The sequence below is a fragment of the Krasilnikoviella flava genome (assembly GCF_900167525.1).
Taxonomy (GTDB): Bacteria; Actinomycetota; Actinomycetes; order Actinomycetales; family Cellulomonadaceae; genus Isoptericola; species Isoptericola flavus.
This window is the reverse complement of the sequence record NZ_FUZQ01000006.1, coordinates 292,808-318,916: the sequence shown is the minus strand read 5'-3', so window position 1 is coordinate 318,916 and position 26,109 is coordinate 292,808. Positions and strand designations below refer to the sequence as shown.

Below are 26,109 nucleotides of genomic sequence, written 5' to 3'. Positions count from 1 at the left end.
CTCATGCCGGCAGTCGGTAGACGTTCGAGGCGTCGGTCTCGCGGGTCGTCATCGCGGCCATGCGCTCGGCGAGACGGCGGTCGGCGTCGTCGCTGGCGTGCTGGTAGACCAGCGCCGCGGCGATGGTCGAGTGCCCGAGCCGGTTCTGTAGCTCGCGCAGCGTGGCGCCGGCTTCCGCGGCGCGGGTCGCTCCGGTGTGCCGCAGGTCGTGCCAGCGCAGGTCGTCGCGCCCGGCAGCTCGACGAGCTCGGGCGAACATCTGCGTGCGCTGGCTGGCGCGCACCGGCCGACCGCTCTCGGTGGCGAACACGAGCGCGTGTGCGCCCGGGCCGGTGAACGTGCGCAGGTGGTCCAACAGCGCCGCCGCGGCCGGACCGTGCACGTTCACCGTGCGCCGGCCGGCGTCGGACTTGGGCGGGCCGAACGTGACCGGCTGACCGGCGACGTCGACGAGCGCTTGCTCGACGCGCAGCCGCACCCCGCCGCCGGGCACCCGCTCGACGTGCCGCCGTTCGAGCGCGAACAGCTCACCGGCCCGCAGCGCCGACCACGCGGCCGCGACGACCGCGGCGCGGTAGCGCTCGGGCATCGCGGCGGCGATGGTGTCGACTTCCTCGGGCGTCGCCGGCACGCGCTCGGCCGGCTTCACCTGCCCGGCTCGGCGTACCTGGCACGGCGAGGCGTCGATGAGCCGTTCACGTACCGCGGCGTTACACACCGTGCGCAGCAGCCGGTACGCCTGAGCGGCTTGGGTGCGGCCGGCGTCCGGCGACGGGGCGGCGCCGGTCGCCGCGGCGGGCCGGCCCGCAGTCCGCCAGCCGGCGACGACCGCGGCCGGCAGCCGTCCGCTCGCACCGACGCTCATGCCCTGGGCCCGCGCCCACGCGCGGGCGTGCTGGGCGTCGGTCGCGCCGGCGGCACGCTCGGCCCGCGCGGTCGCCGACGCGCGCGCCGCACCGCTGACGGCGGCGAACCACTCGGCGACGCCGGTCGGGGTGAGCGCGCGCAGCTCGACCCGGCCTAGGTCGATCCGCGAGCTCGACCCGACGACGGGCAGCTCGGCCAGCACCCATCGGTCGAGCAGCCGGGCGTACAGGTCGACGGTGCGGGGGCGCAGCTCGGTTTGCTGGGCGAGCCACCGGCGGGCGTACGTCGCCAGCGTGACCGCGCCCCTCTCGGGCGCCCGGTAGGTGCCGCGGTAGACGTCGGAGAGCACCCCGGCGAGCGCGGCGTCGGCCTCGCCGCGGGTGGGGTAGGTGCCGATGGTGCGCCGCTTGCCGTCCGGGCCGGTGTAGCGGGCGCGCCAGCGCCCCGACGGGAGCTGGTTGACGTTCCCGTACCCGCGGCGCGTCTGGCGGCGCGCAGCGCGCCGCACGGGCCGGCCGGCGGGGAGCTCCCCCGGAGCGGCGAGCGGCACGGGGTGCGCGCCGGCGTCGAGCTCGACGGGGTGCTCGGGGGTGGGGGAGAGGGGTGCTGACGACACGTGGGCCTCGCTTCCGGCTGGGCCGACCCCCGAGAGGATCGGTCACGTTAGGTCACGCCAGACGAGATTTCCGGTGTGACCAGAGCCGGGCGGTACATGCCCATACGTGCTCTGACCTGCATGTTCAAGCTTGGAGCGGGTGACGGGAATCGAACCCGCGCTATCAGCTTGGGAAGCTGAAGTTCTACCATTGAACTACACCCGCGCAGCAGCACCGTGATGGTGTGCGCGCCCCGATCATACCCAACCAGGTCGGATGCTCCGAACCGGCCGGGTGTCCCGGGACAAACCGGTCGCCTGCACGCCGCGTGCGCGGCGTGCAGGCGCAGGCGTCAGAGCGGGCGGATGTTCGAGGCCTGCATGCCCTTGGGGCCCTGCGTGACCTCGAACTCGACCTGCTGGCCCTCGGCGAGGGAGCGGAAGCCGTCCGCGACGATCGCGCTGTAGTGCGCGAACACGTCGGCGGTGCCGTCGGAGGGGGCGATGAAGCCGAACCCCTTCTCCTCGTTGAACCACTTCACAGTTCCGGTGGTCATGGTGTCTTCTCTCGTTGATGCGACGGACCCGCGAACGTGGGTCCGGTCGTCGCACCCGGCCGGGTGCGGACGGTGTGGACGCGCGCTCGACGAGCGCGCGTGGTGCCGTGGCGGGACGGGGCGTGGAGCCTCGTCGCCTCGGCAAGGGTGGGGGCGACGGCGACCGGCTGTGTGAAGCGGTCGTGGACGTGAAAGCCGTCGGGACGTCGGGTGATCATGCCCCCGTACTCGCCGTCGACCGTCGCGACCCACAGGTCGTCGTCGGCCCGGCGCCACACAGGGGTCGGTCGTGAGCTGCCCGTGACCGCAGGTGCGGACGTGGGCCTTGCGATGGTGGAAGAAGTGATGCTCTCTGCTCTCGCTCCGCGCACTGTGGGCGGAGATCGTCGTGGACAGCGGGGCTGTCGTCTGCGCGCGGACCTGGCTTCGATGCGAGGTACCGAAGAGTGCCGGGGTCGGATCCCGCGGCGTGCGCGGCCTCTAGGGTACACGAGGATCCGCCGCGCCCCGCAACCGGGTCGGCGGAGCGCCCGCCCGCCGACCCGACTACCGTGTCCCCGTGCTGCTCTCCGACCGCGACATCCGGGCCGAGCTCGACGCCGGACGGGTCGTCCTCGACCCGTACGAGCCGTCGATGCTCCAGCCGTCCAGCATCGACGTCCGCCTCGACCGGTACTTCAGGCTCTTCGACAACCACAAGTACCCGTTCATCGACCCGTCGCAGGAGCAGCCCGAGCTGACGCGGCTCGTCGAGGTCTCCCCGGAGGAGCCGTTCGTGCTGCACCCGGGCGAGTTCGTGCTCGGCTCCACGTTCGAGTCCGTCACGCTGCCCGACGACGTCGCCGCGCGGCTCGAGGGCAAGTCGTCGCTCGGGCGGCTGGGGCTGCTCACGCACAGCACGGCCGGGTTCATCGACCCCGGGTTCTCGGGGCACGTGACGCTCGAGCTGAGCAACGTCGCGACGCTGCCGATCACGCTGTGGCCCGGTATGAAGATCGGCCAGATGTGCTTCTTCCGTCTCTCCTCCCCGGCGGAGCACCCGTACGGCTCGGACGCATACGGCTCGCGCTACCAGGGGCAGCGCGGCCCGACGGCCAGCCGGTCGTGGCAGTCGTTCCATCGGAGCGAGGTCTGAGCGCCGCGCGGCGCAGCGCCGGCGCGGGGGCCGACGGGCCGTTCCGCGGGGGGTCGGGACGTCGCTACGCTCGGTCCCGCCGCGCCGGCACCGGTGCGGGGCGCGGTGCGCCCAGGTCCCGGAAGGAGCTCCGCGAAGTGGCCCAGAACCGTTCGGCGCAGAACCAGCCCGCCCTGCCGCCGTTGCCTCGGGTGTCGGCGCAGGGGCACCAGGCGCGTCACCTGCTGGGGGTGCCTTCGGACGTCGTGGTCGACGAGATCGAGGTCCTCGCCCTGTCGCGCTTCGTGGGCACGCGCTGGGACGTGGTCCCCGCCGACCTGCCGGGAGCCGACGTCCCCGTGGGCCGGATGGCGAACCCGGGCGAGCCGGGCGTGCTGCGGCTGTCGCGGCACAGCGCCGTCTCCGGCCCGTACGCGCCGTCCGGCAACGGGATCGAGGCGGGCCTGCCCGCCGGCACCGCGATGGTGTTCGACGTCGTGTGCCCGCGCGAGCGGTGGGACGACGCGACCCGCTTCGGCGGTGACCGGGACGGCGTGGGGCGTGCCTTCCCGGCGGCGATGCCGAACCGTGAGGAGGAGCGCGTCGTCTCGTGGCTGGTGCAGGCGGCCCGCCGGCTGGGCGGCTCGGTGCGGCTCGACGTCGCCGGCACGTGGGACGACGCCGACGGCGGCCGCCGCGCGGCGGGGCCGGGCGCGGTCCTGACCCCGGACCCGGACCGGGCCGTGGACCTCACGGTGTACTCCGACATCTGGCTGGACCCGCAGGCCGCGTTCCGCGTGCTGCAGGCCGTGCACCCGCGCGTCGTGCTCGCGACGGAGGGCAAGCCGTACCAGGGCCCGCCCGCGGGCATCGCCGACCGCCCCCTGTACCCGGGCGAACCGCTGGACCCCGAGGTCCGCAAGGCGATCCACGAGCGCGCCGACGACGTCGACATCGACGCCCTGCAGGCGCCGATGGTGCTCGACGCCTACGGCCTGGCCACCGACCTGGGGCTCGACGGTTCCGTCACCGTCGAGGTGATCGGCGACGAGACCCTGCCGCTGCTGGTGCGCGAGCTGCCCTGGGCCGCGGCGGGCGCCGTCTGCTACCACGTGCGCTGGGACCCGCCGGACCTGTACGAGGCCAACCAGGAGTTCCCGCAGGCCGCCCACGTCGTCGCGCGACGGCGTGCGGCCGATCTCGTGGGGAAGATGGCGGTCGCGATCCACACGGCGGTGGGCGGCGAGATCGCGGACGAGGCGGACTTCCTGCTCGCCCCCGAAGACCTCTAGGAGGAGGCCGGCGAGCGAGCCAGGTCACACCCCCGTGTCATCTCGTCATCGCCGGACCATCGGTCGTTGCCGGTAAGGTAAAGCCGACGCCCCGCCCCTCGACCGGACGGAGTGCTGTGCTCTCAGTGCTGCTCTTCACCTTCCTGCTGGCCCTCGTGGCGCCGGCTCTGGTGGCATGGCTCGGCAGGCGGGCATTCTGGATCCTGGCGCTCGGCCCGGCCTCGGCCGCCGCGTACGCGCTGGCGATGACGCCCCGGGTGACGGCAGGCGACTTCCCGACCCAGGAGATCCCGTGGGTGCCCGGCCTGCACCTGTCGATCACCTTCCAGCTCGACACCCTCGCGTGGTTCATGCTGCTCGTGGTCGGCGGTGTCGGCGCCCTCGTGCTGCTCTACTGCTCGGCCTACTTCGCGCGGGACGCGTTCGGCCTGGGGCGGTTCGCCGCCGTGCTCACGGCGTTCGCCGCCGCGATGGTCGGCCTCGTCGCCGCCGACGACCTGCTGCTCCTGTTCGTGTTCTGGGAGCTCACCACCGTCTTCTCCTACCTGCTCATCGGCCACTACGCCGACCGCAAGGCGTCCCGGCGCGCGGCGATGCAGGCGATCGTCGTGACCACGGGGGGCGGCCTCGCGATGCTGGTGGGGCTCATCATCCTCGGCGTCGTCGGCGACACCTGGCGCGTCTCCGAGCTGGTCGCCGACCCGCCGTCGGGCACCGCGGTCACGTGGGCGGCGGTGTGCCTGCTCGCGGGCGCCGCGACCAAGTCCGCGCTCATCCCGTTCCACTTCTGGCTCCCCGCGGCGATGGCGGCCCCGACGCCCGTGTCCGCCTACCTGCACGCCGCGGCCATGGTCAAGGCCGGCGTCTACCTCGTGGCGCGCTTCGCCCCGGCGTTCGCGGACCTGCCCGTGTGGCGCTGGCTGGTGCTGGTCCTGGGGGGCGGCACCCTCCTGCTCGGCGGCTACCAGGCGCTGCGGCAGCACGACCTCAAGCTCGTCCTCGCGTTCGGCACCGTGTCCCAGCTCGGCCTGATCGTGCTGCTCCTGGGGCTCGGCAGCAGGGCCCTGGCGCTGGCCGGCCTGGCGATGCTGGGGGCGCACGCCATGTTCAAGGCGGCGCTGTTCCTGGTCGTCGGTGCCGTCGACGTCGCGACCGGCACCCGTGACCTGCGCAAGCTGTCGGGGCTGTGGCGCACCATGCCGTTCACCACCGTCGCCGGCGTCCTGGCGACCGCCTCGATGATCGGCTTCCCGCCGTTCGCCGGGTACGTCGCCAAGGAGGCCGCGCTCGAGGGCCTGTGGCACGACGTCACGCACGGCGCCGGGGCCGTCGAGTGGATCGCGCTGCTCGCCGTGGCCGTCGGCTCGGCGCTCACCGTGGCCTACGGCCTGCGCTTCGCGTGGGGTGCGTTCGGCACCAAGCGGCGCCCCGGCGTGGCCGCGGCGGGCGCCCCGGCGACGACGCGCGACGCCGGCGCGGAGCCCGCGCCCGCGACGCCGGTGCGCCGCCAGCCCTGGCTGCTCGTCACCCCGCCGCTCGTGCTCGCGGTGCTGGGCCTGGCCGTGGCGCTCGTCCCCGCGACGGGGGATCGGCTGCTGGCCCCGTACGCCGACACCTACCCCGCCGGGGAGCCCGGCCACCTCGTGCTCTGGGGCGGCTTCACGCCGGTCCTCGCGATCACCGTCCTGGTGCTGCTCGCCGGCTTCGTCCTCTTCTGGCAGCGCGCCCGGGTGGAGAAGGCCCAGGACTTCCTCTGGTCGCCGCGCTCGGCGGAGGTCACCTACCGCCGCACCATGCGCCGGCTCGACGACCTCGCGGCCGACGTCACTGCCGCCACCCAGCGTGGTTCCCTGCCGGTCTACCTCGGCATGATCCTCGTCGTGCTCGCCGTCGCGCCGGGCATGGTGATCGCCTCCGCGCTGATCAGCGGCACCCCGAAGCTCGCCGTCGTGCCCTGGGACCGGCCCGCGGACGCCGCGGTGGTCGCGATCGTCGTCATCTCCTGCGTGCTCGCCGCTCGCGCCCGGCGGCGCCTCAAGGCCGTCGTGCTCGTCGGGGTCGCCGGATACGCGAACGCGACGCTCTTCATGCTGCACGGCGCGCCCGACCTCGCGCTCACCCAGGTGCTGTGCGAGACGATCACGCTCGTCATCATGATGCTGGTGCTGCGGCGGATGCCGCCGTACTTCACCGACCGACCGCTGGCCGCCAGCCGCTGGCTGCGGCTCGTGCTGGGCGTGGTGACCGGCGTCGTCATGATGGCGTTCACCGTCGCCGCGCCGCTCGTGCGGGTGGCCGACCCCATCAGCACGCACTTCCCCGACGAGGCGGTCGAGTGGGGCGGCGGCAAGAACATCGTCAACGTGACGCTCGTCGACATCCGCGCCTGGGACACCGTCGGCGAGATCTCGGTGCTGCTCGTCGCCGCCACCGGCGTCGCGTCGTTGATCTTCCTGCGGCAGCGCAGCGGCGAGGTGCTGCGGCTCTCCCGGGTGAAGGACGACGTCAGCCAGTCCGACCCGCACACCCGCCGGGTGTGGCTCGCGGCCGGCAGCACGCTGGAGCCCGAGCGTCGCTCCGTCCTGTTCGAGGTCATCACCCGCGTCGTCTTCCACGCCATGATCGTGTTCGGGCTGTTCCTGCTGTTCAGCGGCCACAACGCGCCCGGCGGCGGGTTCGCCGCGGGCCTCGTGGTGGGCATCGCGTTCGCCGTGCGCTACCTCGCGGGCGGCCGGTACGAGCTCGGGGAGGCCGCGCCGATCAACCCCGGCGTGCTGCTCGGCACCGGCCTGTTCCTCTCCGCGGGCGTGGGCCTCGCGACCCTCGTCGCCGGCCAGGAGGTGCTGCAGAGCACGATCCTGCACTGGTACGCCGTCCCCGTGCTCGGCGACGTGCACCTCGTGACCTCGCTGTTCTTCGACATCGGCGTGATGCTCGTCGTCGTGGGCCTGGTGCTCGACCTGCTCCGGACGCTCGGTGCCGAGATCGACCGCCAGGACCCGCGGCCCGCGCGCACCGTGGTCGGCGAGGTGCGCACCCCCGACGGCTCTGCCGGCCGAGCGGAGAACCGGCGCGAGGAGGTGGCCCCATGACCGTGCTCGAGAACACCCCCTCGGCCGTGCTGGTCCTGGCCATCGGCGTGCTGTTCGCGACCGGCGTCTATCTGCTGCTGGAGCGCCCGCTCACCCGGGTGCTGCTCGGGTTCGTCCTCATCGGCAACGGCGTCAACCTCATGCTGCTCGTCATGGGCGGCCGCTCCGGCGCCTCGCCCATCGTCGGCAACGCCCCCGAGGGCGTGCGCATGAGCGACCCGCTCGCGCAGGCGATGGTGCTCACCTCGATCGTCATCACCCTGGCGCTCGTCGCGTTCGTGCTCGCCATGGCCTATCGCTCGTGGCAGCTGCACGGGCACGACGAGGTGGCCGACGACGTCGAGGACCGGCGTGTCGCCCGGCACGCCGCGCTCAACGCGCCCGCCTTCGAGGACGCGGACGCCGGTGGGCTCGACCAGACCCTCGACGAGGAAGCGGCCGACGTGCACGACGACGTCGACGACAGCGACGACGACGGCCCTTCCCGCAGCCACGACCGGGGCCACCACCGCCACGGTGAGGCGCGGACCGACGCCCGCACCGACCCCGAGGAGCGCCCGTGATCCCCTGGGACGCCGAGACGTTGGTGCCGCTGCCCGTCATGCTGCCGCTGTTCGCGGCCGGGCTGACGCTCGCCCTGCACCGGTACGCCCGCGTGCAGCGCATCATCAGCGTCACCGCGCTGGCCGCCGCCCTCGCGGCGTCCGTCGGGCTCCTGGTCGCCGCCGACGGCGGGCCGATCGTCGTCGAGGTCGGCAGCTGGGCGGTGCCCGTCGGCATCGACCTGGTCGCCGACCGCATCTCCGCGGTGATGCTCACGGTCTCGTTCGTGATGCTGCTGTGCGTGCTCCTGTACTCCCTGGGCCAGGGCGTGCCCGAGGGGGAGGACGAGCCGGGCACCACGCGCGGCGACATGATCCCCGTCGCGATCTTCCACCCGACCTTCCTCATCCTGGCTGCGGGCGTGGCGAACGCGTTCCTCACCGGCGACCTGTTCAACCTCTACGTCGGGTTCGAGATCCTGCTCGCGTCGTCCGCGGTGCTGCTCACCCTGGGTGGCACGGCCGAGCGCATCCGCGCCGGGTCGGTGTACATCATCGTCACGCTGGTGTCGTCGTTGCTGTTCCTCACGGCGATCGCGCTCATCTACGGCGCGACCGGCACGGTGAACATGGCGCAGCTCGCGGAGCGGCTGCCGGAGATCGACCCGACCGTGCGCACGGCGCTGCAGCTCCTGCTGCTGCTCGCGTTCGGCATCAAGGCCGCCATCTTCCCGCTGTCCGCGTGGCTGCCCGACTCCTACCCGACGGCGCCGGCGCCGGTCACCGCCGTGTTCGCGGGCCTGCTCACCAAGGTCGGCGTGTACTCCATCCTGCGCACCCAGACGCTGCTGTTCCCGGACAACCCCACCGTGGACCAGGTGCTCATGGTGCTCGCGCTGCTCACCATGGTCATCGGGATCCTGGGCGCCGTGGCGCAGAACGACGTCAAACGTCTGCTGTCGTTCACCCTGGTCAGCCACATCGGCTACATGATCTTCGGCATCGCGCTCGCCACCGAGGCGGGCACCGCCGCGGCCATCTACTACGTGGTGCACCACATCTCCGTCCAGACGGCCCTGTTCCTCGTGGTGGGTCTCGTCGAGTGGCGGGGCGGGTCGACGTCGCTCGACCGGCTGGGCGGCCTGGCCAAGCTCGCGCCAGGGCTGGCCGTGCTGTTCTTCGTGCCCGCGCTCAACCTGGCCGGCATCCCGCCGCTGTCCGGCTTCCTCGGCAAGGTCGGCCTGCTCACCGAGGGCGCGAGCGTGGGGACCGGGCTGGCGTGGGTGCTCGTCGTCGGGTCGGTCGTGACGTCGCTGCTCACCCTGTACGCCGTGGTCAAGACGTGGAACAAGGCCTTCTGGCAGGCGCCGGCGGAGGAGATCGAGTCCGACGTGCCGCTGCCGCGCGGCATGGTGCTGCCCACCGGCGCGCTCGTCGCGTTCGGGCTGCTCCTCACCGTGGCCGCCGGCCCGCTGTACGGCTACGCCGAGCGCGCCGCCACCGCGTCGATGGACGGCCACACCTACGTGGACGCCGTCTTCCCCGACGGGGCGGACCGGGGCCGGGGCGAGTCGGTCGTCGTGGGCGACGACGCCGACGCGCAGGAAGGTGGGCACGGATGAGCCCGCAGTCGCGCCGTCCCGCCCACCAGCTGCGCCGGCTGGGCTCGCAGTGGCACGCCCTCGCGCTCCTCACCCTGATCTGGGTGCTGCTGTGGGGTGACCTGTCGTGGGCCAACGTCATCGCGGGAGCCGTGATCGCCGTCGCGGTGGTCACGATGTTCCCGCTGCCGGCCATCGACATGCACGGCACGGTGCGGCCGTGGCCGGCCGTGGTCCTCGGGGCGCGGTTCGTGGCCGACCTGTTCGTCGCGTCCTTCGAGGTGGCATGGAAGGCGATCCGGCCGGGGCCGGTGCCGCACGGCGCCATCGTCGCGGTCCGGCTGCGCAACCCCGAGGACGCGTACCTCACCATCACGGCCGTGATGTCGTCGCTCGTGCCGGGGTCGCTGGTCGTCGAGGCGCGCCGCAGCACCGGCGTCGTCTACCTGCACGTGCTGGACATCGACGGTTCCGGCGGGCCGGAGGCCGTGCGTCGCGACACGCTCGCGCTCGAGGAGCGGGTGCTGCGGGCGTTCGCCAGCAACACCGTCCTGGCCCGGTGCGGCCTGGTTCCCGGCGACGCCGGCACGGCGCTCGACGCCGGCTCGACGCCGCCGTCCGGACGAGGGGAGGGGGACGCATGATGCTCGCCGCCGTGATGGCGGCCGCCGTGCTGGTGGCCGTCGCCGCGCTGCTCGCGCTCGTCCGGGTGGAGCGCGGGCCGTCGATGCTCGACCGGGCCGTCGCGCTGGACACCCTGACCGTCACGCTGGTGTGCGCCATCGCGATCGAGGCCATCTGGTCGCGGCGCACCGAGACCATCCCGATCCTCGTGGCGCTGTCGATGGTCGGCTTCGTCGGCTCGGTGACGATGGCCCGCTTCGCCGGCAAGGAACCCGAGGACGAGGGTCGCGTGCGCACCCCGGAGGAGGTCGCCGCCCAGGCGCGCGCCGCCGACGTGCCGCGCGGCGAGCAGCGCGACGGGGTGCGCGCGATCGATGCCGAGGACGACGCCGAGAGCGCGGGGGGTGCCCAGCGATGACCCACGTCGACCCGGGGCTGTGGACCACGATCGCCGACACCGTCGCCGCGGTGTTCCTGCTCGCCGGCGCGTTCCTCACGCTCGGCGCCGGCGTGGGCCTCCTGCGCTTCCCGTCCCTGCTCGCCCGCATGCACACCGTCACCAAGCCGCAGGTGCTGGGCCTCATCCTCCTGCTCACCGCGCTCGCGCTGCGGGTGCGCAGCTGGTCGGCCGTCGGGATGCTCGTGCTGGTGGTCGCGTTCCAGCTGGTCACGTCGCCCGTCGCCGCACACATGGTGGGCCGCGCCGGGTTCCGCACCGGCAAGGTCGACCCCGACGACCTGCGGCCGAACGAGTTCGGCGAGCCCGACTGACCCGCGGCTGGTAGACCGGGCGCATGGCACCTGCCGAGCCCGGACCCTCCCGCGAGCCGGACCCGACCACCGCACCCGACCCGTTCGAGGCGTTCACGCACCCTGCCGAGGCCGAGCCGGGGGCACCGCCGCCGCAGCCCGGCGTCAGCCCGCGCGTCGTGCAGGACACGCACGGCGGCGAGAGCACGGTCACGGTGATCATCGCGTTCGCCGCCAACGCGTTCGTCGCCGTCGCGAAGTCCGGGGCCGCGGTCGTCACCGGGTCGGCGTCGATGCTCGCGGAGGCCGTGCACTCGTGGGCGGACACCGGGAACGAGATCTTCCTGCTCGTCGCCGACCGGCGCTCGCGCCGCCCCGCCGACCGGGAGCACCCCCTCGGCTTCGGCCGGGAGGCATACGTCTGGTCGATGTTCGCCGCCATCGGGCTGTTCGCCGTCGGCGCCGGGGTGTCCATCACGCACGGCATCCAGGAGCTGGTGCACCCCGAGCCCGCGAGCGACTTCGGGGTCGCGTACGCGGTGCTCGGCCTCGCGCTCGTGCTCGAGGGTTTCTCGTTCCTGCAGGCCTCGCGGCAGGCGCGCGCCGAGGCGAAGAAGGCGGAGCACGACGTGCTGCACCACGTGCTGGTCACCTCCGACCCCACCCTGCGCGCCGTCTTCGCCGAGGACGCCGCGGCCCTGGTCGGCCTCGTGGTCGCCTTCTCGGGGGTGCTCGCGCACCAGCTCACGGGCTCGCCCGTGCCCGACGCCGTCGGGTCGATCGTCGTGGGCGTCGTGCTGGCCGTGGTGTCCCTCGTCCTCGTCGACCGCAACCGCCGCTTCCTCGTCGGCGAGGCGGCCCGGCCCGAGACGCGGGCCGCCGTGCTCGCGCACCTCGTGAGCATGCCGCAGGTCGAGCGTGTCACCTACCTGCGGCTCGAGTACGTCGGGCCGCGGTCGCTGTACCTCGTCGCCAGCGTCGACCTGAGCGGCAACGAGCCGGAGGAGACGGTCGCGCGGCGGCTCGACGACCTCGAGCGGACCGCCACGCGGGTGCCCGCCGTCGCGGGGGCGGTGTTCACGGTCTCGACGCCGGAGGAGCCGTCGCTCTGACCGCCGCCGGTCGCTCCGGGCTCAGTCCGTGTGGCGCGCCTCGTGCGCGAGGAGGCTGCGCTTGACGTCGAGGCCGTAGCGGAAGCCGCCGAGGCTGCCGTCGGTGCGCAGCACGCGGTGGCACGGCACGAACAGGGCGGCCGCGTTCATCGCGCAGGCGCCGGCGGCCGCGCGGACGGCGGCAGACCGGCCGGAGAGCTCCGCGTAACGGGTGTAGGTGACGGGTTCGCCCGCCTCGACGGTGCGCAGCACGTCCCACGCGTGGGCGCGGTACGGGCCGGAGACCTGGCGCACCGGCACGTCGTCGATCGCGTGCACGTCACCCCCGTAGTAGGCGCGCACGGCCGCGACGGCGGTCGTGACGGCGGGGTCGTCGTCGGGCACCGGGGTCGTGGCGGCCGGCCGGAGGTCGGGGTGGGTGAGGCCGACGAGGGCATCCGCGTCGGTCGTCCAGCCGGAGGCGAGCACCGTGCCGTCCGGGTCGACGACGACGGTGAACGGGCCGTCCGGCGTGGGGACGGTGGTGGTGCGGGCGGTCGTGGCGGTCGTGGTGGTCGTCGCGGTCATCGGAACCTCCGGGGGTGTCGGGTCGGGTGCCGAGCAGGCAGTTGCGCTCGGAAGGCGGGCGGAGAGCGAGCGCTACTGCATGCTCGGCGGGAGGGCGGCGCGCCACAGGTGCATCGCGGCGTACGAGCGCCACGGCGCCCAGCGCTCCGCGCGGGCGGCGAGGGCGCGGGACCGGGCGGCGCGGGAGGCGTCGTCGGGCAGGCCGGGGAGGCCGACGCCTGCCGCCGCGGCGCCCGCGAGGAGGGCGACGTCGCCGTCGAGCCAGGAGTCCGGGTCGCGCAGCACGCGCATCGCGACGTAGGCGGCGGTCCACGGCCCGATGCCCCGCCGGGCGACGAGCGCGGCGCGCAGCGCGTCGCCGTCGTCGCCCACCCCGACGCTCAGGGTGCCGTCGGCCAGCGCGCCGGCGGTGTCGACGACCGTCGCGACGGACCGGGCCGGCAGGCGCAGGTGGTCCGCCGCCGAGGTCGCGATCTGCGCGGGCGTGGGGAACAGCCGGGTCAGGCCGGGCACGGCCGACTCGTACGGCGTGCCCACGCCGGCGGCGAGGCGGCTCAGGTGCGTGCGGGCGGCGGCCACGCTGATCTGCTGCCCGACGATCGCGCGCACCACGATCTCGTGGGGGTCCACCGTGCCGGGCACCCGCAGGCCGGGGGCGCGTGCGACCAGCGGCGCGAGCGCCGGGTCGTCCGCGAGGGCGGTGTCGACGGCGGCCGGGTCGGCGTCCAGGTCGAGCAGCCGGCGCAGGCGGGCGACGGCGACCGAGACGTCGGTGGCCGACGCGAGCTCGAGCCGCACGGCGACCCGGCCGGGTCCCACGCCCGGCCCGGCCACGACCTCCGCAGCGCCCGGCCCGTGGGGGAGCAGCAGCGTGCGGGCGTACCGCACGTCGTCGCCGTCGAGGTCGGCGACCTCGACCCCGTCGACGGCGCGCGCCGCGAGGAACGCCACCACGCCGCGGGCGTCGAACGGCTCGCGCACCGGCAGCTCGAGGTCGAGGCGCACCCGTGCGACGTCGCAGCCACCATCGGCTGCCAGCACGCGGTCCCGCGCGTCGAGGGGCCACGGGACGGGGGAGGCCCCGCGCCGGACGGCGGCCTCGGGGCGGCCGCGACGGCGGGCGCGGGCGCGCAGGTCGCTCGGCGCCGTGTCGAACACCCCGGTCATCGTGTCGTTGAACTGGCGGATGGAGCCGAAGCCGGCCGCGAACGCGACGTCCGACAGCGGCAGGTCCGTGCCGACGACCAGGCTGCGCGCCGTCTGGGCCCGCTGCGCGCGGGCGAGGGCGAGCGGCCCGGCGCCGAGCTCCGTCGTCAGCAGCCGGTGCACGTGCCGGGTGCTGTAGCCGAGGCGGGCCGCGAGCCCGTCCGTGCCCTCGCGGTCGACGACGCCGTCCGCGATGAGGCGCATCGCGCGGCCGGCGAGGTCGTGCCGCAGGTCCCACGCGGGTGTGCCGGGCGCGGCCTCGGGCAGGCACCGCTTGCAGGCGCGGTAGCCGGCCTCGTGCGCCGCGGCCGAGGTGAGGTAGAAGGTGACGTTCTCCGGCTTGGGGGTGCGCGCCGGGCAGGACGGGCGGCAGTAGATGCCGGTGGACCGCACGGCCGTGAAGAACTGTCCGTCGAACCGGGTGTCCCGCGCCGCGATGGCGCGGTAGCGCTCGTCGAAGTCCCGCGCGTCGGGGGCGCTCGGGGCCGGGACGTCGGGCCGGGCTGTCGTCGTCATGCCCTCATCCTCGCGCGCGCCACCGACGGCGGCTAGCGGGAATCGGACACGACCGTGGGGCGCCTGTTCGGCACTAGGGCAGGGCCTCGATCCAGTCGAGGACGGCGGTGAGGTACGCGTCGCGGGCGGGGCGCGGGGACAGGGCGAGGTCGTGCGTGCCGCCCGCGACGGTGCGGACGGTGACGTCGTCGCCGAGCCGCCGTGCCCGGGCACGCATGTGCGCGACGTCGAGCACGGTGTCGGTGGTGAGGTGCTGGTCGGCGGTGGAGCGGTCCGACGTGAGCACGAGCACGGGGATGTCCAGCGCCAGCCCGCGGGCGAGTCGGCGCTGGGCCCGCAGCACCGACCGCAGCCAGGCGGCCCGGACAGGGAACGGCTCGTGCGGCTTCCACGCCGGGTCGAAGTCCCACTCGCCGTCGTGGGTGCGGTGCAGGGCGCGCGCGTACCCGTCGTCGAGGTGGTTCACGACGGCGCGGGGCGCGACGACGCCGAGCGCCTCGACGAGCGCCGTGGCCGCCAACCGCACGGGGCCCGGCTTGTTGAGCTGGACCCACGGGCTGTTGAGCGCCAGCGCGTCCGCCCGGCCGGGGCGGGCCGCCGCCCACAGGGGAGCCACGAGCCCGCCGGTGGAGTGGCCGAGGACGACGAGGCGCTCGTGCCCGACAGCCCGGACGGCGGCGGCCGCGGCGTCGAGGTCCTGCGCGTACACGGCGATGTCGCGGACCTGGTTCGGGTCGCCCCCGGCGGTCACCTGCGCGTCCCAGGCGCGCCCGTGCCCGCGCAGGTCGACGGCGTAGAAGGCGAGCCCGCGACCGGCGACGGCCGCCGCGAGGTGCGGGTGGAAGAAGTAGTCCGCGAAGCCGTGCACGTACAGCACGGCGGTGCGCGCCGGCGTGCCGCCTTCGCCGGGCGTGGACGGCACGTGGCGCACCAGCACCGCCTCCGCGCCGCGGGGCAGCGGCAGGGTGCGCGCCTGGAAGTCCGGACCGAGGACGTCCTCGCGCCATGCCCCGGCGTCGGGGCGTGGCGCGGCCGGCGCGTCAGGCACCCTGCGTCGGGCCGGACGGGCGGTCCTCGTCGCCGGGCTCGGCCTGGGGTGCGGCCTCGGGCTCGGGCGCGGCGGGAGGAGCGGCCTCGGGCTCCGGTGCGGCCGGGGGAGCGGCGTCCTGGACGGGCTCCTGGCGGAGCGTGTCCTCCGCACCCGGGCGCTCGGGCTCGAGGGGCTCCGCGACGGGGCCTGTCGTCGGGCCGGCCGGCGGTGCGGTCTCGGGCGCGGCCTCCGGCTCGAGCGGCTCGGCCACGGGGCCGGTCGTGGGCTCGCCGGCGTGCGGCGCGCCGAAGACCTGCTCCTCGGGCGTCGGCCCGGCGGCGGGCACGGATCCGGGTGCCGCCTGCGCGGCGAAGGTGGCGTCGCCCGCCGAGGTGCCGGTGACGGCGGCCGGACGACGGTTGTTCCGCACCACGAACCACACCACGAGGCCGATGACGACCAGCCCGACGACGAGCCCGACGATCCACCAGGGGAAGCCTCCCGCACCCTCTTCGGCCGCGCCGACGGCGTGGATCTCCGTGTCCTCGCCGACCTTCGGGGTCCAGGTGACGGTGTTGCCGTCGATGGTGCCGGTGGCGTCGCTGACGGGCCCGGGGAAGGTGATGGCGAGCCGCACGTCGAAGGCGTCCTGCACGTTCTGCGGCAGGGACTCGAGCTGGTCCGCGCCCTCGGAGAGGTTCATGGTGCCGTCGACGACGTAGTCGTCGCCGTCGCGGGTGATCGTGAGGTCCTCGCCGCCCTCCCCGGAGATCTGGCTGATCGGCGCGTCGGTGAAGGTGTACTTGGTGCCCGTGTACTCGTCGTCGGAGTACGGCTCCTGGGTGGCGCCCTCGGGCAGGTTCTGCGACAGCTCCCCGCCGGCCTGGTTCCACAGCTCGCCGGGTTCCATCCCCATGGTCTCGGCGAGGCTGTTGGAGACGGCCATGACGATCGTGCCGGAGACGGTGTCGTCCTCGGAGAGCGTCATGTCCATGTCGACCTTCATGCACCCGGCGAGGGCGAGGAGGCCGACGGCGGCCAGGGCCGCCGCGATCGCGGTGCGGAGGCGGCGCACGGGGCCGCGGGCTGGAGTGGTCACCGCCCCAGCATCCCGCAGCCGCCGTCGGGCAGCCACCCGGCACCCGGGGCGGCTTGCGATCAAAGTTGAGCGGAATAGACTCAACTTTGGCGACGTTCCCCCCGACAGACGTTCTACCCGTGTCATCGCACGTCATCCCGGAGGTCCCATGGACATCAAGCTCACGACCATGTCGCAGCAGGCCCTCGGCGACGCCGTCCAGTCGGCGGCCGCCGCGGGCAACCCCCAGCTCGAGCCGGTGCACCTGCTGCAGGCGATGCTCCAGCAGACCGGCGGCGTCGCCGTCGGTCTGCTCGACGCCGTCGGCGCCAACGCCCAGCAGATCGGCCAGCGCACCCGCGCGGCCCTCGTCGCCCTGCCGCAGGCGAGCGGTTCCGCCGTCGCCCAGCCCTCGCCGTCGCGCGCCATGAGCGCCGTCCTGGAGAACGCGGGCAAGGAGGCCGAGGCCCTCGGCGACGAGTACGTCTCGACCGAGCACCTGCTCATCGCGCTCGCCGCCGGGCAGTCCGCCGCCGCGCAGGCGCTCACCGAGGCGGGTGCCACCGCCGACGCCCTGCGCGCCGCGCTGCCCGCCGTCCGCGGGTCGAGCCGCGTCACCAGCCCCAACCCCGAGGGCACGTACAAGGCGCTGGAGCAGTACGGCACCGACCTCACGCAGGCCGCCCGCGACGGCAAGCTCGACCCGGTCATCGGGCGCGACGCCGAGATCCGCCGCGTCGTGCAGGTGCTGAGCCGCCGCACCAAGAACAACCCCGTGCTCATCGGCGAGCCCGGCGTCGGCAAGACCGCCGTCGTCGAGGGGCTGGCCCAGCGCATCGTCGCGGGCGACGTCCCGACCTCGCTGCAGGGCAAGCGCCTCGTCGCGCTCGACCTGGCCGCGATGGTCGCGGGCGCCAAGTACCGCGGCGAGTTCGAGGAGCGGCTCAAGGCCGTGCTCGAGGAGATCACCGCGTCCGACGGCGAGGTCATCACCTTCATCGACGAGCTGCACACCGTGGTCGGTGCGGGCGCCGGCGGCGAGGGCGCCATGGATGCCGGCAACATGCTCAAGCCGATGCTCGCCCGCGGCGAGCTGCGCCTGGTCGGCGCCACGACGCTCGACGAGTACCGCGAGCACATCGAGAAGGACCCGGCCCTCGAGCGTCGCTTCCAGCAGGTGTTCGTCGGCGAGCCGTCCGTGGAGGACACCGTCGCCATCCTGCGCGGGCTCAAGGAGCGGTACGAGGCGCACCACAAGGTGACGATCGCGGACTCCGCGCTCGTCGCCGCCGCCGCGCTGTCCGACCGGTACATCTCCGGACGCCAGCTCCCCGACAAGGCGATCGACCTGGTCGACGAGGCGGCGTCGCGCCTGCGCATGGAGATGGACTCATCGCCCGTCGAGATCGACGAGCTGCAGCGCGCGGTCACCCGCCTCGAGATGGAGGAGGTCGTGCTCAAGGAGTCCGACGACGCGGGGTCGAAGGACCGCCTGGAGCGGCTGCGCGCCGACCTCGCGGACACCCGCGAGCAGCTGGCCGCGCTCACCGCGCGGTGGGAGTCGGAGAAGGCCGGCCACAACCGCGTCGGCGACCTGCGTGCCCGCATCGACGAGCTGCGCACCGAGTCCGACCGCCTGCAGCGCGAGGGCGACCTCGAGGCCGCCGCCCGCCTGCTGTACGGGGAGATCCCGCAGGTCGAGCGCCAGCTCGTCGAGGCCGAGCAGGCCGAGGCGTCGCAGGATGCCGACGGCACCGCGACGGCGCACGAGGCGCCGATGATCGCCGACAAGGTGGGCTCGGACGAGATCGCCGAGGTGGTCTCCGCCTGGACGGGCATCCCGGCCGGGCGCCTGCTGCAGGGCGAGTCCGAGAAGCTTCTGCACATGGAGGACGTGCTCGGCGAGCGCCTCATCGGTCAGACGACGGCGGTGCGCGCGGTCTCCGACGCCGTCCGGCGCTCGCGGGCCGGTGTGGCCGACCCCGACCGCCCGACCGGGTCGTTCCTCTTCCTCGGCCCGACCGGCGTCGGCAAGACGGAGCTGGCCAAGTCGCTCGCGGACTTCCTCTTCGACGACGAGCGCGCCATGGTGCGCATCGACATGTCGGAGTACGCGGAGAAGCACTCCGTGTCGCGGCTCGTCGGCGCCCCTCCGGGCTACGTCGGCTACGAGGAGGGCGGCCAGCTCACGGAGGCCGTGCGGCGGCGCCCGTACTCCGTCGTCCTGCTGGACGAGGTGGAGAAGGCGCACCCCGAGGTCTTCGACATCCTGCTGCAGGTGCTCGACGACGGCCGCCTCACCGACGGCCAGGGCCGCACGGTGGACTTCCGCAACGTCATCCTGGTGCTGACGTCGAACCTGGGGTCGCAGTTCCTCGTGGACCCGGCGCTCGACGACGCCGCCCGCCGCGAGGCCGTCATGGCGGCCGTGCGCGCGTCGTTCAAGCCGGAGTTCCTCAACCGGCTCGACGACGTGGTGGTCTTCGACGCCCTCAGCGTCGAGGAGCTCGGCGAGATCGTCGACCTGCAGGTCGCGGCGTTCGCCGCCCGGCTGGCCGACCGGCGCATCGGGGTCGACGTCACGCCCGCCGCGCGCGAGTGGCTGGCGCTCGAGGGCTTCGACCCCGCGTACGGCGCCCGCCCCTTGCGTCGCCTGGTGCAGCGCGAGATCGGCGACCGTCTCGCCAGGGAGCTGCTGTCGGGGGCGGTGACCGACGGCGACACCGTCGTCGTCGACCTCGGCCCCGACGCCGCGGGGCTGGTCGTGACGCGGCAGGCATGACGTCGAGGTAGCTCGAAGGGGGCGGCCCGCATCAGATGCGGACCGCCCCCTCGAACTACCTCGGCGATTCTCGAACTACCTCGGCAGGAGTCAGACGGCCTTGCTGCTGACCCGGATGAAGGTCGGGTTCGACTGCCAGATGTTGCGCTTGACGACACCGACGCCCGGGCGGCCGGCGTCGATCTGCTTGCCGTTGCCGATGTAGATGGCGACGTGGCCGGGGGTCCAGATCAGGTCGCCGGGCTTGGCGTTGGCGCGCGAGACGCGCTTGCCCACGTGCTTCTGCGCGGACGAGGTGCGCGGCATGGTCTTGCCGATCGCCTTCTTGTACACGTACGACGTGAAGCCCGAGCAGTCGAACGCGTTCGGGCCGGTGGCGCCGTGCACGTAGCGGGCGCCGACCTTGGAGCTGGCGATCCGCACGACGGGCGAGCCGGGCTTCTTCGCGGTGACGCCGGTGGTGCGCGACGACTTGTTCGCGAGGTTGTCCGAAGTCGGCGCCACGAGGATGCGGACCTTGTTCTTGCCGACCTTGTACTGGCCCCAGACCGGCTTGAAGGTGGCCTTGCCGGAGTGCAGGCGCTTGGTCGAGACGACCTTGCCGTTCATGACGAGCTTGGCGCGGCCGGAGATCGCCTTGCCGGAGTGCGTGGCCTTCATGGTGAACGCCGGGCGGTGCCGGCCGGAGTTCTTCACCATCGTGTGCTTGGACGCGCTGAAGACGGTGCGGGGCTTGACCTTGCCCTTGGCCGCGTGGACGGCGACGGTGCTCACGCCCGCGGACGTGGAGCCGGTCGAGGCGGAGGCGTGGGGGGCGACGGCGATGAGCGTGCCGCCGGTGAGGGCGCCGGCGACGGCGAGGGCGATGATCGCCCGGCGGGGCCGGCGGGCGGCCACGGCGGCGGTGCCGGGGCGCGCGGGAGCGTGGGACGTGGGCATGGACGTGACCTCCAGCCTGCGAGATGAGCTGTCGGGTGAGGCCGAGATCGTTGGCCCGCCACCAAGGTGGCTGAACCCCAAGGCCGGGAGCGTCCGGGCGGTGTGCCCGGGCGGCCGGCCGGAAGTGGGTCTCCCGCTGCTGCCGTCGGTGTCGTGGTCACCGGGACGCCGGCAGCACTCGGCTGCGTCCCGGTCGGCCGGCACCCGTGCTGGGTGCGGTCGAGGGACGCTAACCCTCGCGAGCCCCGCAGGTCACGCTGAGATAACGACGACGGCGTGTCGGCCGAGCAACCGTCGGGGTGCGTCGGTGCTGGACGAGTCGGGGCATCCCAGTCCGAACCGGGCGTGCTCGCGTGATACCGAATGTGACGAAGGTCACTGTAGGAATCCACCCGTGGGTGGATCCGGCGGCCGTGCCCTGCGTCGGGCCGCGAGCCGATCAGCGCAGCAGGTCGACCGACCCGGGGGAGACCGTCGTCGCGAGGCACAGCCCGGTGCGGTCGCCGGACTCCCAGCCGGCCTCGGACGGGGTCAGGACGACGAAGGTCACGCCCTCGGCATCGCGGCTCGCGGCGCCCAGCAGCTCCGGCCCGCAGGTGGCGGACACCGTGCGGACCAGCGCGTCCTGGCCGGGCCAGACGGCGCCGGCGGCGGAGTCGGTGCGGCCCACCACCTGGGCCGCGTGCTCGTCGTCGCACGGCACGACCGTCACCCGGCCGACGTCGCCCGCCGGCAGGTCGCGCAGGCAGGAGCCCAGCACGAGCTGGACCGCGTTCACCTCCTGCGGGCCGGGCACCGCGGCCGGGACGGGGGTGCGGGCCCGGTCGCGCGCCGCCGTGACCCCGAGCGCGACCGCGCCGCCGACGACGGCGACGGCGATGATCCCCACGCCCGTGCGGACCGCGAGACGCCGCGAGCGGGCACGGTCCGCGCCCGTCGGGCGAGCGCCCGTCCCGGCACCGCCCGGGCGAGCCGGCCCCTCGGGCGGCGGCGCCGTGCCGGGCAGCCCCAGGTCGGCCAGGCCCTCGGCGGGCAGCGCGCCCCGCGGCGTGGGCGCCGCGAAGACGGGCTCCGACGGCGGTGCCGTGGCCGGCTCGGGTCGTGCCGGCTCGGGTCGTGCCGGGTCGGTGCCCGGGGGCGTGGCGGGGTGGTCGCTGCCGTTCGGCTCGGTGGTCACGACGTGCTCCTCGCCCGCCGTCAGGCCGGGTCGGCGAGGTCGAGGATGACCGGGACGTGGTCGCTGGCGCCTTTGCCCTTGCGCTCGTCGCGGTCGATGACGACGCCGGTGATGCGCTCGCGCACCGCGGGGGAGGTGTACGCGAAGTCGATGCGCAGGCCCTTGTTCCGCGGGAACGCGAGCTGCTGGTAGTCCCAGTACGTGTAGGTGTGCTCGGCGGGCAGGTGCTCGCGAGTCACCTCCGTGTACCCGGCGGTGGCGAACGCGGTGAACGCCTGCCGCTCCGCCGGGGTGACGTGCGTGTGCCCGGCGAACGCGGCCGGGTCGTAGACGTCCGTGTCGAGGGGGATGACGTTCCAGTCCCCGACGAGCGCGACCTGCGTGCGCGGGTCGTCGTCGAGCCAGCCGGCCGCGGCGTCGTGCAGCGCGCCCAGCCAGGCGAGCTTGTAGGCGTAGTGCGGGTCGTCGACGGCGCGACCGTGCGGCACGTACAGCGACCAGACCCGCACGCCGGCGCAGGTGGCGCCGAGCGCCCGAGCCTCGACGGGCGGCGGCACCTCCAGCAGGGTGGCCGGTGCCTCGTCGGGGGACGCGTCGGGGGCTTCGGCGGGCGCGTCGTCGGCGGGCGCCGGAGCGGCCGGCTTGGCGAAGCCGGGCTGGCCGGGGAACGACGTCTCCACGTCCGCGATCCCGACCCGCGACGCGATCGCGACGCCGTTCCACGCGGAGTGCCCGACGTGCGCCACCTCGTAACCCGCGGCCTCGAACGCCGCGACGGGGAACTGCTCGTCGCGGCACTTGGTCTCCTGGATCGCGAGGACGTCGGTCTGGGACCGCTCCAGGAAGGCGATCACCCGGTCGACGCGGGCACGGACGGAGTTGACGTTCCAGGTGGCGAGACGCACGGGCGACAGGCTACCTGCGGACCCGGTCGGGACGGCGGGGCGTCGTCACTCCCAGGTGGCGGTGGCCGGGTCGACGCCGTGCGCGCGGGCGTTCGCGTCGACGACCTCCCGCAGCCACGCGGTCAGGCCGGGCCGGTAGGCGTCGTGGTTGGCGGCGAAGTCGGCTTCGGACGCGTACATCCGCGCGATGACGACGTGCATCGCGTGCGTGACGTCGAAGTACGCGCCGAGCGACGCCCGGTGCCGCTCGGCGAGCGTGTCCGCCTCGTCGCTGCCCGGGCGTACGCCGCGGCCCATCGCGTCGGCGAGCGCGGCGAGGACGGCCTCGGCTTCCGTCGCGACGGCCTGCCACTGCTCGGGGGTGCGCTCGGCCGCCCGCTCGGCGAACTGGGCCCACTGGTCGGTGTCGCCCCACCGCTCGCGGGCCCCGGCGGCCCAGGTCGGCTGCCAGCGGTCGCCGAACAGGGCGACCTGCTCCTCGGGGGGCAGCAGGACGCCGCGTTCGCGGGCCTCGACCAGCCGGTCAAGGGCGTCGGCCGCGTGCCCCAGCCGGCGCTGCCGCTCGCGCACCAGGTCGCGCTGGCGGCGGAGGGAGGCGTCCGCGCCCTCGGGGGCGTCGAGCAGCGCGCGGATCTCCTCGAGCGGCACGTCGAGCTCGCGGTAGAGGGCCACGCGGTGCACGCGGGCGAGGTCCGACGCCGTGTACACGCGGTAGCCCGCGGGCGTGCGCGCCGACGGGCGGACCAGCCCCACCGCGTCCCAGTGGTGCAGGGTGCGGACGGTGATGCCCGCGGCCCGCGCCGTGGCTCCGACGGTGAGGCCGTCGGCGTCGGGCGCGGGTACGGGTCGGGAAGCCATGGCGCCCAGTCTGCCCCGGTGACGTCGCGGTTCCTTCTCGTCCTGGCGCGGGACGACGAGGAGTCGCGACGTCACCGCGCTGTCGGGCTGCCGGGCGCGCCCTCGGCGCCGAAGCCCAGCTCGTCGCGGACGTGCTGGGCCTCCGGGCTGGTCGGGTCCCACGGCCGTGCCGCGGTCATGACGACGCGCGTCCGCTCGGGTGTCACGACCTCCAGGTCGAGCGTGCCCCACGGCTGCACCCGCGGGCCGGTGGTCGAGCCGGGGGCCACGCGCTCGCAGGCCGCCGCGATCGCCTCGATCTCGCCCTGCACGCACGAGAAGCTCACGCTCAGCGGGCCGGCCCCCGCGGCGGGCTCTGCAGGCACGAGCAGCACGTCCTGGAACGCCCACCGGCGCAGGTGCACCACGGTGCCCGGGGCGGCGAAGAACTCGAAGAAGCCGAGGCCGTTCACCCAGAAGTCGGTGGAGGCCTCGAGGTCGTCGGTCGGGACGTTGACGAACATCGGCATGCCGTAGATGCCGCGGAACAGCTCGGGCGGCTGCACGCCGGCGCCGGGCTGCGGGACGGGGCTGATGCTGAACGCGGGAAAGGTGTCGTCGGTCATGCGGCCAGCCTGGAGCCTGACGTCGCGTGAGGGTCAAGCCCGGGCGCGCCGAGGGCCGACGGCGGCCGGGCCGTCCTCCGGACGCTCTAGGCTGCCCCCATGGGTACCGCGCTCGTCACCGGCGCCACCGCCGGCCTCGGCCTGGAGTTCGTCTGGCAGCTCGCCACCGCGCGACACGACGTGGTCGTCGTCGCGCGCGACGCCGACCGCCTGGAGCAGCTCGCCGCGCAGGTGCGCGCGGCGGCCGGCGTCCGGGTGGAGGTGCTGCCTGCGGACCTGTCCGTCCCCGCGGAGCTGGAGCGCGTCGCCGCCCGGCTCGCCGTCACGGGCGAGGAGGCCGGCGACGACCGGCGCCCCGTGGGCCTGCTCGTCAACAACGCCGGCTTCGCCACCGCGCAGTCGTTCGTGCGCGGGGAGCTCGCCGTCGAGCTGTCGGCCCTGGACGTCATGGTGCGCGCGGTGCTCGTGCTCTCCCACGCCGCCGCGGGACAGATGACCTCCCGCGGGCGTGGCGCGATCCTCAACGTGGCGTCGGTCGCCGCGCTCACGGCGGGCGGCACGTACGCCGCGGCGAAGGCGTACGTGCGGTCGTTCACCGAGGGTCTGGCCGTCGAGCTCCGGGGCACGGGCGTCACCGCCACCGTGCTCTGCCCCGGGTTCGTGCACACCGAGTTCCACGACCGGGCGGGCGTCGACATGACCAGCGTCCCGGAGATCGGCTGGCTGGACGCCCCGACCGTCGTCGCCGAGGCGCTCGCGGAGGTGCGCCGGGGGGTCGTCATCTCCACCCCGTCCGTCCGGTACAAGGCGGCGTCGGCGCTGCTGCGGCTCGCCCCCCGCTTCGCGGTCCGGGCGGTCGGCAAGTACCGCTGACGGACCGTCGTCCCGGCGGGTCGCGCCCCGTACCCTGGTGCCCGTGACGACCACCGACCCCGCCTTCGGCCCGACGCCCCGCGAGCAGCTCCGGGACCTGATCACCGAGCTCGCCGTCGTGCACGGCAAGGTGACGCTGTCCTCCGGCAAGGAGGCCGACTACTACGTCGACCTGCGCCGTATCACGCTGCACCACCGCGCGGCCCCTCTGGTGGGCCACGTGCTGCTCGACCACCTCGAGGAGGTCGGCCTGGGCACCGCAGAGGTGGACGCCGTCGGCGGGCTGACGCTCGGCGCGGACCCCATCGCCGACGCCCTCCTGCACGCCGCGGCGTCGCGGGGCCAGGACCTCGACGCGTTCGTCGTCCGCAAGTCCGCGAAGACGCACGGCATGCAGCGCCAGATCGAGGGCCCGGAGGTCGCGGGCCGCAAGGTGGTCGTCCTCGAGGACACGACGACGACCGGCGGGTCGCCGATCACTGCCATCGAGGCGCTGCGCGCCGCCGGGGCCGAGGTGGTCGGCTGCGCCACGATCGTCGACCGCGCCACCGGTGCGGGCGAGAAGATCGAGGCGCTCGGCGTGCCCTATCACTACCTCTACGACCTGGCGGACCTGGGCCTGGCGTGAGCCGCCCGGCCGCGCCGCGGCCGAGCCTCGCGATCCTGGCCGTCCCGATGGCGTTCGTGGTCGCGGCGGCACTGCTGGCGGGCTTCGGGGTGATCGACCTGTGGGTCGTGTACGTGCTCGTGCCCGTGGCCGCCGTCGTCGGCGGGCTGGGCTTCGTCCGGGCCCAGCGCCGCTTCGTCGTGCAGCGGGGCGAGGACGTCGACCGGCTCGTCGCGGCCGGGCAGTGGACGGCGTACGGCGGCGCCGGGAACCCCGAGGCGCCGCGGGACGCGCGGTCGTTCCCGAAGCGCAAGCCGTTCGAGAGCGCCGTCGGGCACACGTTCGGCGAGGTGCTGCGCACGCGGGTGGACGGGCGCGACGTGTGGTCGCTCGAGCTGGGCGTGCAGTACCGCTCCGCCGGCACGGTCACGGAGACGGGGGCCCGGGAGTCCGGCCCGGCGACGCTGTCCGACCCGTTCCACGTCGTCCTCACGCGCCTCGACCACCGTCACGGGCAGGTGGAGGTGGCGGTCGCGGGCGTCGCCGACGCGCTGCGGGGCGACGTCGAGGTCGGGGTCGCGGACTTCGATCGCGCGTTCCGCGTGACCACCGAGAGCGAGCGCACCGCCCGCGCGTGGCTCGGCGACGGGTGCGGCGCGGACCTGGCCCGGCAGGGCACGGAGGCGCTGCGCGGCGGCCGGTTACGGCTCGACGGCGACACGCTGCTGTGGTGGCGCAAGGGTCACCAGGACCTGGACGTCGCCGACGACGTCGCCCGCCTCGTCGCGCGGGCCGCGGCGTTCGCGCCGCGCTGAGCAGG

Annotated in this window: 24 protein-coding genes and 1 tRNA gene; 13 read left to right on the top strand and 12 right to left on the bottom strand. The window is 74.6% G+C overall.

Annotated features, from left to right (window positions below; genetic code table 11):
* Position 1: 1 nt before the first annotated feature.
* The 3 genes from B5Y66_RS17605 to B5Y66_RS17595 all read right to left on the bottom strand — a co-directional run bounded on the left by B5Y66_RS17605 (position 2) and on the right by B5Y66_RS17595 (position 2,019).
* Positions 2-1,483, bottom strand: coding sequence for a tyrosine-type recombinase/integrase (locus B5Y66_RS17605; protein WP_079575909.1), 1,482 nt, complete (start codon positions 1,481-1,483; stop codon positions 2-4).
* A 131-nt stretch (positions 1,484-1,614) separates the two neighbouring features.
* Positions 1,615-1,688 (bottom strand) — tRNA-Gly (locus B5Y66_RS17600).
* A 127-nt stretch (positions 1,689-1,815) separates the two neighbouring features.
* The gene (locus tag B5Y66_RS17595) at positions 1,816-2,019 is read right to left on the bottom strand and encodes a cold-shock protein (protein ID WP_079575908.1); all 204 of its coding nucleotides are present in this window, start codon (positions 2,017-2,019) and stop codon (positions 1,816-1,818) included.
* A gap of 559 nt (positions 2,020-2,578) precedes the next feature.
* On the opposite strand from B5Y66_RS17595, the gene dcd reads away from it, so the two are divergent.
* The 9 genes from dcd (at position 2,579) to B5Y66_RS17545 (ending at position 12,146) form a co-directional block, all read left to right on the top strand.
* Positions 2,579-3,154 carry a dCTP deaminase gene (dcd, locus tag B5Y66_RS17585; RefSeq protein ID WP_079575906.1) on the top strand — a complete coding sequence of 192 codons (576 nt, stop codon included), beginning with the start codon at positions 2,579-2,581 and terminating at the stop codon, positions 3,152-3,154.
* A 137-nt stretch (positions 3,155-3,291) separates the two neighbouring features.
* Complete coding sequence (locus tag B5Y66_RS17580) at positions 3,292-4,425, top strand: hypothetical protein (protein WP_079575904.1); 1,134 nt, start codon at positions 3,292-3,294, stop codon at positions 4,423-4,425.
* Positions 4,426-4,541: 116 nt separating this feature from the next.
* On the top strand, positions 4,542-7,517 hold the full coding sequence (locus B5Y66_RS17575) for a Na+/H+ antiporter subunit A (protein ID WP_079575902.1): 2,976 nt from the start codon (positions 4,542-4,544) through the stop codon (positions 7,515-7,517).
* Complete coding sequence (locus tag B5Y66_RS17570) at positions 7,514-8,080, top strand: Na(+)/H(+) antiporter subunit C (protein WP_079575901.1); 567 nt, start codon at positions 7,514-7,516, stop codon at positions 8,078-8,080. The genes B5Y66_RS17575 and B5Y66_RS17570 overlap by 4 nt, the downstream gene beginning before the upstream one ends.
* Positions 8,077-9,681 carry a Na+/H+ antiporter subunit D gene (locus B5Y66_RS17565; RefSeq protein WP_079575900.1) on the top strand — a complete coding sequence of 535 codons (1,605 nt, stop codon included), beginning with the start codon at positions 8,077-8,079 and terminating at the stop codon, positions 9,679-9,681. Before B5Y66_RS17570 ends, B5Y66_RS17565 begins: the two co-directional genes overlap by 4 nt.
* The gene (locus B5Y66_RS17560) at positions 9,678-10,304 is read left to right on the top strand and encodes a Na+/H+ antiporter subunit E (protein ID WP_079575899.1); all 627 of its coding nucleotides are present in this window, start codon (positions 9,678-9,680) and stop codon (positions 10,302-10,304) included. Before B5Y66_RS17565 ends, B5Y66_RS17560 begins: the two co-directional genes overlap by 4 nt.
* A complete protein-coding gene (locus B5Y66_RS17555) occupies positions 10,301-10,702 on the top strand; it encodes a monovalent cation/H+ antiporter complex subunit F (RefSeq protein WP_079575898.1) in 402 nt (133 codons plus the stop codon). The genes B5Y66_RS17560 and B5Y66_RS17555 overlap by 4 nt, the downstream gene beginning before the upstream one ends.
* Entirely contained in the window at positions 10,699-11,055 is a 357-nt protein-coding gene (mnhG, locus tag B5Y66_RS17550) for a monovalent cation/H(+) antiporter subunit G (protein ID WP_079575897.1), read from the top strand. Before B5Y66_RS17555 ends, mnhG begins: the two co-directional genes overlap by 4 nt.
* A 23-nt stretch (positions 11,056-11,078) precedes the next feature.
* On the top strand, positions 11,079-12,146 hold the full coding sequence (locus tag B5Y66_RS17545) for a cation diffusion facilitator family transporter (RefSeq protein WP_079575896.1): 1,068 nt from the start codon (positions 11,079-11,081) through the stop codon (positions 12,144-12,146).
* A gap of 21 nt (positions 12,147-12,167) precedes the next feature.
* Here the strand turns inward: B5Y66_RS17545 and B5Y66_RS17540 are convergent, their stop codons facing one another.
* The 4 genes from B5Y66_RS17540 to B5Y66_RS17525 form a co-directional block, all read right to left on the bottom strand.
* Positions 12,168-12,713 (bottom strand): methylated-DNA--[protein]-cysteine S-methyltransferase, encoded by a 546-nt coding sequence (locus B5Y66_RS17540; protein WP_079575894.1) that lies wholly within the window; start codon positions 12,711-12,713, stop codon positions 12,168-12,170.
* A 72-nt stretch (positions 12,714-12,785) separates the two neighbouring features.
* On the bottom strand, positions 12,786-14,435 hold the full coding sequence (locus tag B5Y66_RS17535; RefSeq protein WP_079575892.1) for an AlkA N-terminal domain-containing protein: 1,650 nt from the start codon (positions 14,433-14,435) through the stop codon (positions 12,786-12,788).
* A 73-nt stretch (positions 14,436-14,508) separates the two neighbouring features.
* A complete protein-coding gene (locus B5Y66_RS17530; RefSeq protein WP_079575891.1) occupies positions 14,509-15,483 on the bottom strand; it encodes an alpha/beta hydrolase in 975 nt (324 codons plus the stop codon).
* On the bottom strand, positions 15,476-16,564 hold the full coding sequence (locus B5Y66_RS17525; RefSeq protein WP_139820955.1) for an LppM family (lipo)protein: 1,089 nt from the start codon (positions 16,562-16,564) through the stop codon (positions 15,476-15,478). The genes B5Y66_RS17530 and B5Y66_RS17525 overlap by 8 nt, the downstream gene beginning before the upstream one ends.
* Positions 16,565-16,712: 148 nt before the next feature.
* Between B5Y66_RS17525 and clpB the strand changes: the two genes are divergently transcribed.
* Positions 16,713-19,325 carry an ATP-dependent chaperone ClpB gene (gene clpB, locus B5Y66_RS17520; RefSeq protein ID WP_079575889.1) on the top strand — a complete coding sequence of 871 codons (2,613 nt, stop codon included), beginning with the start codon at positions 16,713-16,715 and terminating at the stop codon, positions 19,323-19,325.
* A gap of 90 nt (positions 19,326-19,415) precedes the next feature.
* Here clpB and B5Y66_RS17515 read toward each other — a convergent pair whose 3' ends face one another.
* The 5 genes from B5Y66_RS17515 to B5Y66_RS17495 all read right to left on the bottom strand — a co-directional run bounded on the left by B5Y66_RS17515 (position 19,416) and on the right by B5Y66_RS17495 (position 23,809).
* The gene (locus B5Y66_RS17515; RefSeq protein WP_245807195.1) at positions 19,416-20,264 is read right to left on the bottom strand and encodes a C40 family peptidase; all 849 of its coding nucleotides are present in this window, start codon (positions 20,262-20,264) and stop codon (positions 19,416-19,418) included.
* Positions 20,265-20,703: 439 nt separating this feature from the next.
* Complete coding sequence (locus tag B5Y66_RS23050; RefSeq protein WP_245807194.1) at positions 20,704-21,441, bottom strand: septum formation family protein; 738 nt, start codon at positions 21,439-21,441, stop codon at positions 20,704-20,706.
* 20 nt (positions 21,442-21,461) lie between these two features.
* On the bottom strand, positions 21,462-22,346 hold the full coding sequence (locus B5Y66_RS17505; protein WP_079575888.1) for an exodeoxyribonuclease III: 885 nt from the start codon (positions 22,344-22,346) through the stop codon (positions 21,462-21,464).
* 45 nt (positions 22,347-22,391) lie between these two features.
* Positions 22,392-23,204 carry a MerR family transcriptional regulator gene (locus tag B5Y66_RS17500; protein WP_079575886.1) on the bottom strand — a complete coding sequence of 271 codons (813 nt, stop codon included), beginning with the start codon at positions 23,202-23,204 and terminating at the stop codon, positions 22,392-22,394.
* A 71-nt stretch (positions 23,205-23,275) separates the two neighbouring features.
* On the bottom strand, positions 23,276-23,809 hold the full coding sequence (locus B5Y66_RS17495) for a VOC family protein (RefSeq protein ID WP_079575885.1): 534 nt from the start codon (positions 23,807-23,809) through the stop codon (positions 23,276-23,278).
* A 99-nt stretch (positions 23,810-23,908) separates the two neighbouring features.
* Between B5Y66_RS17495 and B5Y66_RS17490 the strand changes: the two genes are divergently transcribed.
* From B5Y66_RS17490 to B5Y66_RS17480, 3 genes are read left to right on the top strand one after another with little or no spacing between them, the layout of a single operon-like run.
* The gene (locus tag B5Y66_RS17490; RefSeq protein WP_079575883.1) at positions 23,909-24,682 is read left to right on the top strand and encodes an SDR family NAD(P)-dependent oxidoreductase; all 774 of its coding nucleotides are present in this window, start codon (positions 23,909-23,911) and stop codon (positions 24,680-24,682) included.
* A gap of 43 nt (positions 24,683-24,725) precedes the next feature.
* On the top strand, positions 24,726-25,310 hold the full coding sequence (pyrE, locus tag B5Y66_RS17485; protein WP_079576010.1) for an orotate phosphoribosyltransferase: 585 nt from the start codon (positions 24,726-24,728) through the stop codon (positions 25,308-25,310).
* Complete coding sequence (locus B5Y66_RS17480; RefSeq protein WP_079575881.1) at positions 25,307-26,104, top strand: hypothetical protein; 798 nt, start codon at positions 25,307-25,309, stop codon at positions 26,102-26,104. The genes pyrE and B5Y66_RS17480 overlap by 4 nt, the downstream gene beginning before the upstream one ends.
* Positions 26,105-26,109: the final 5 nt, after the last annotated feature.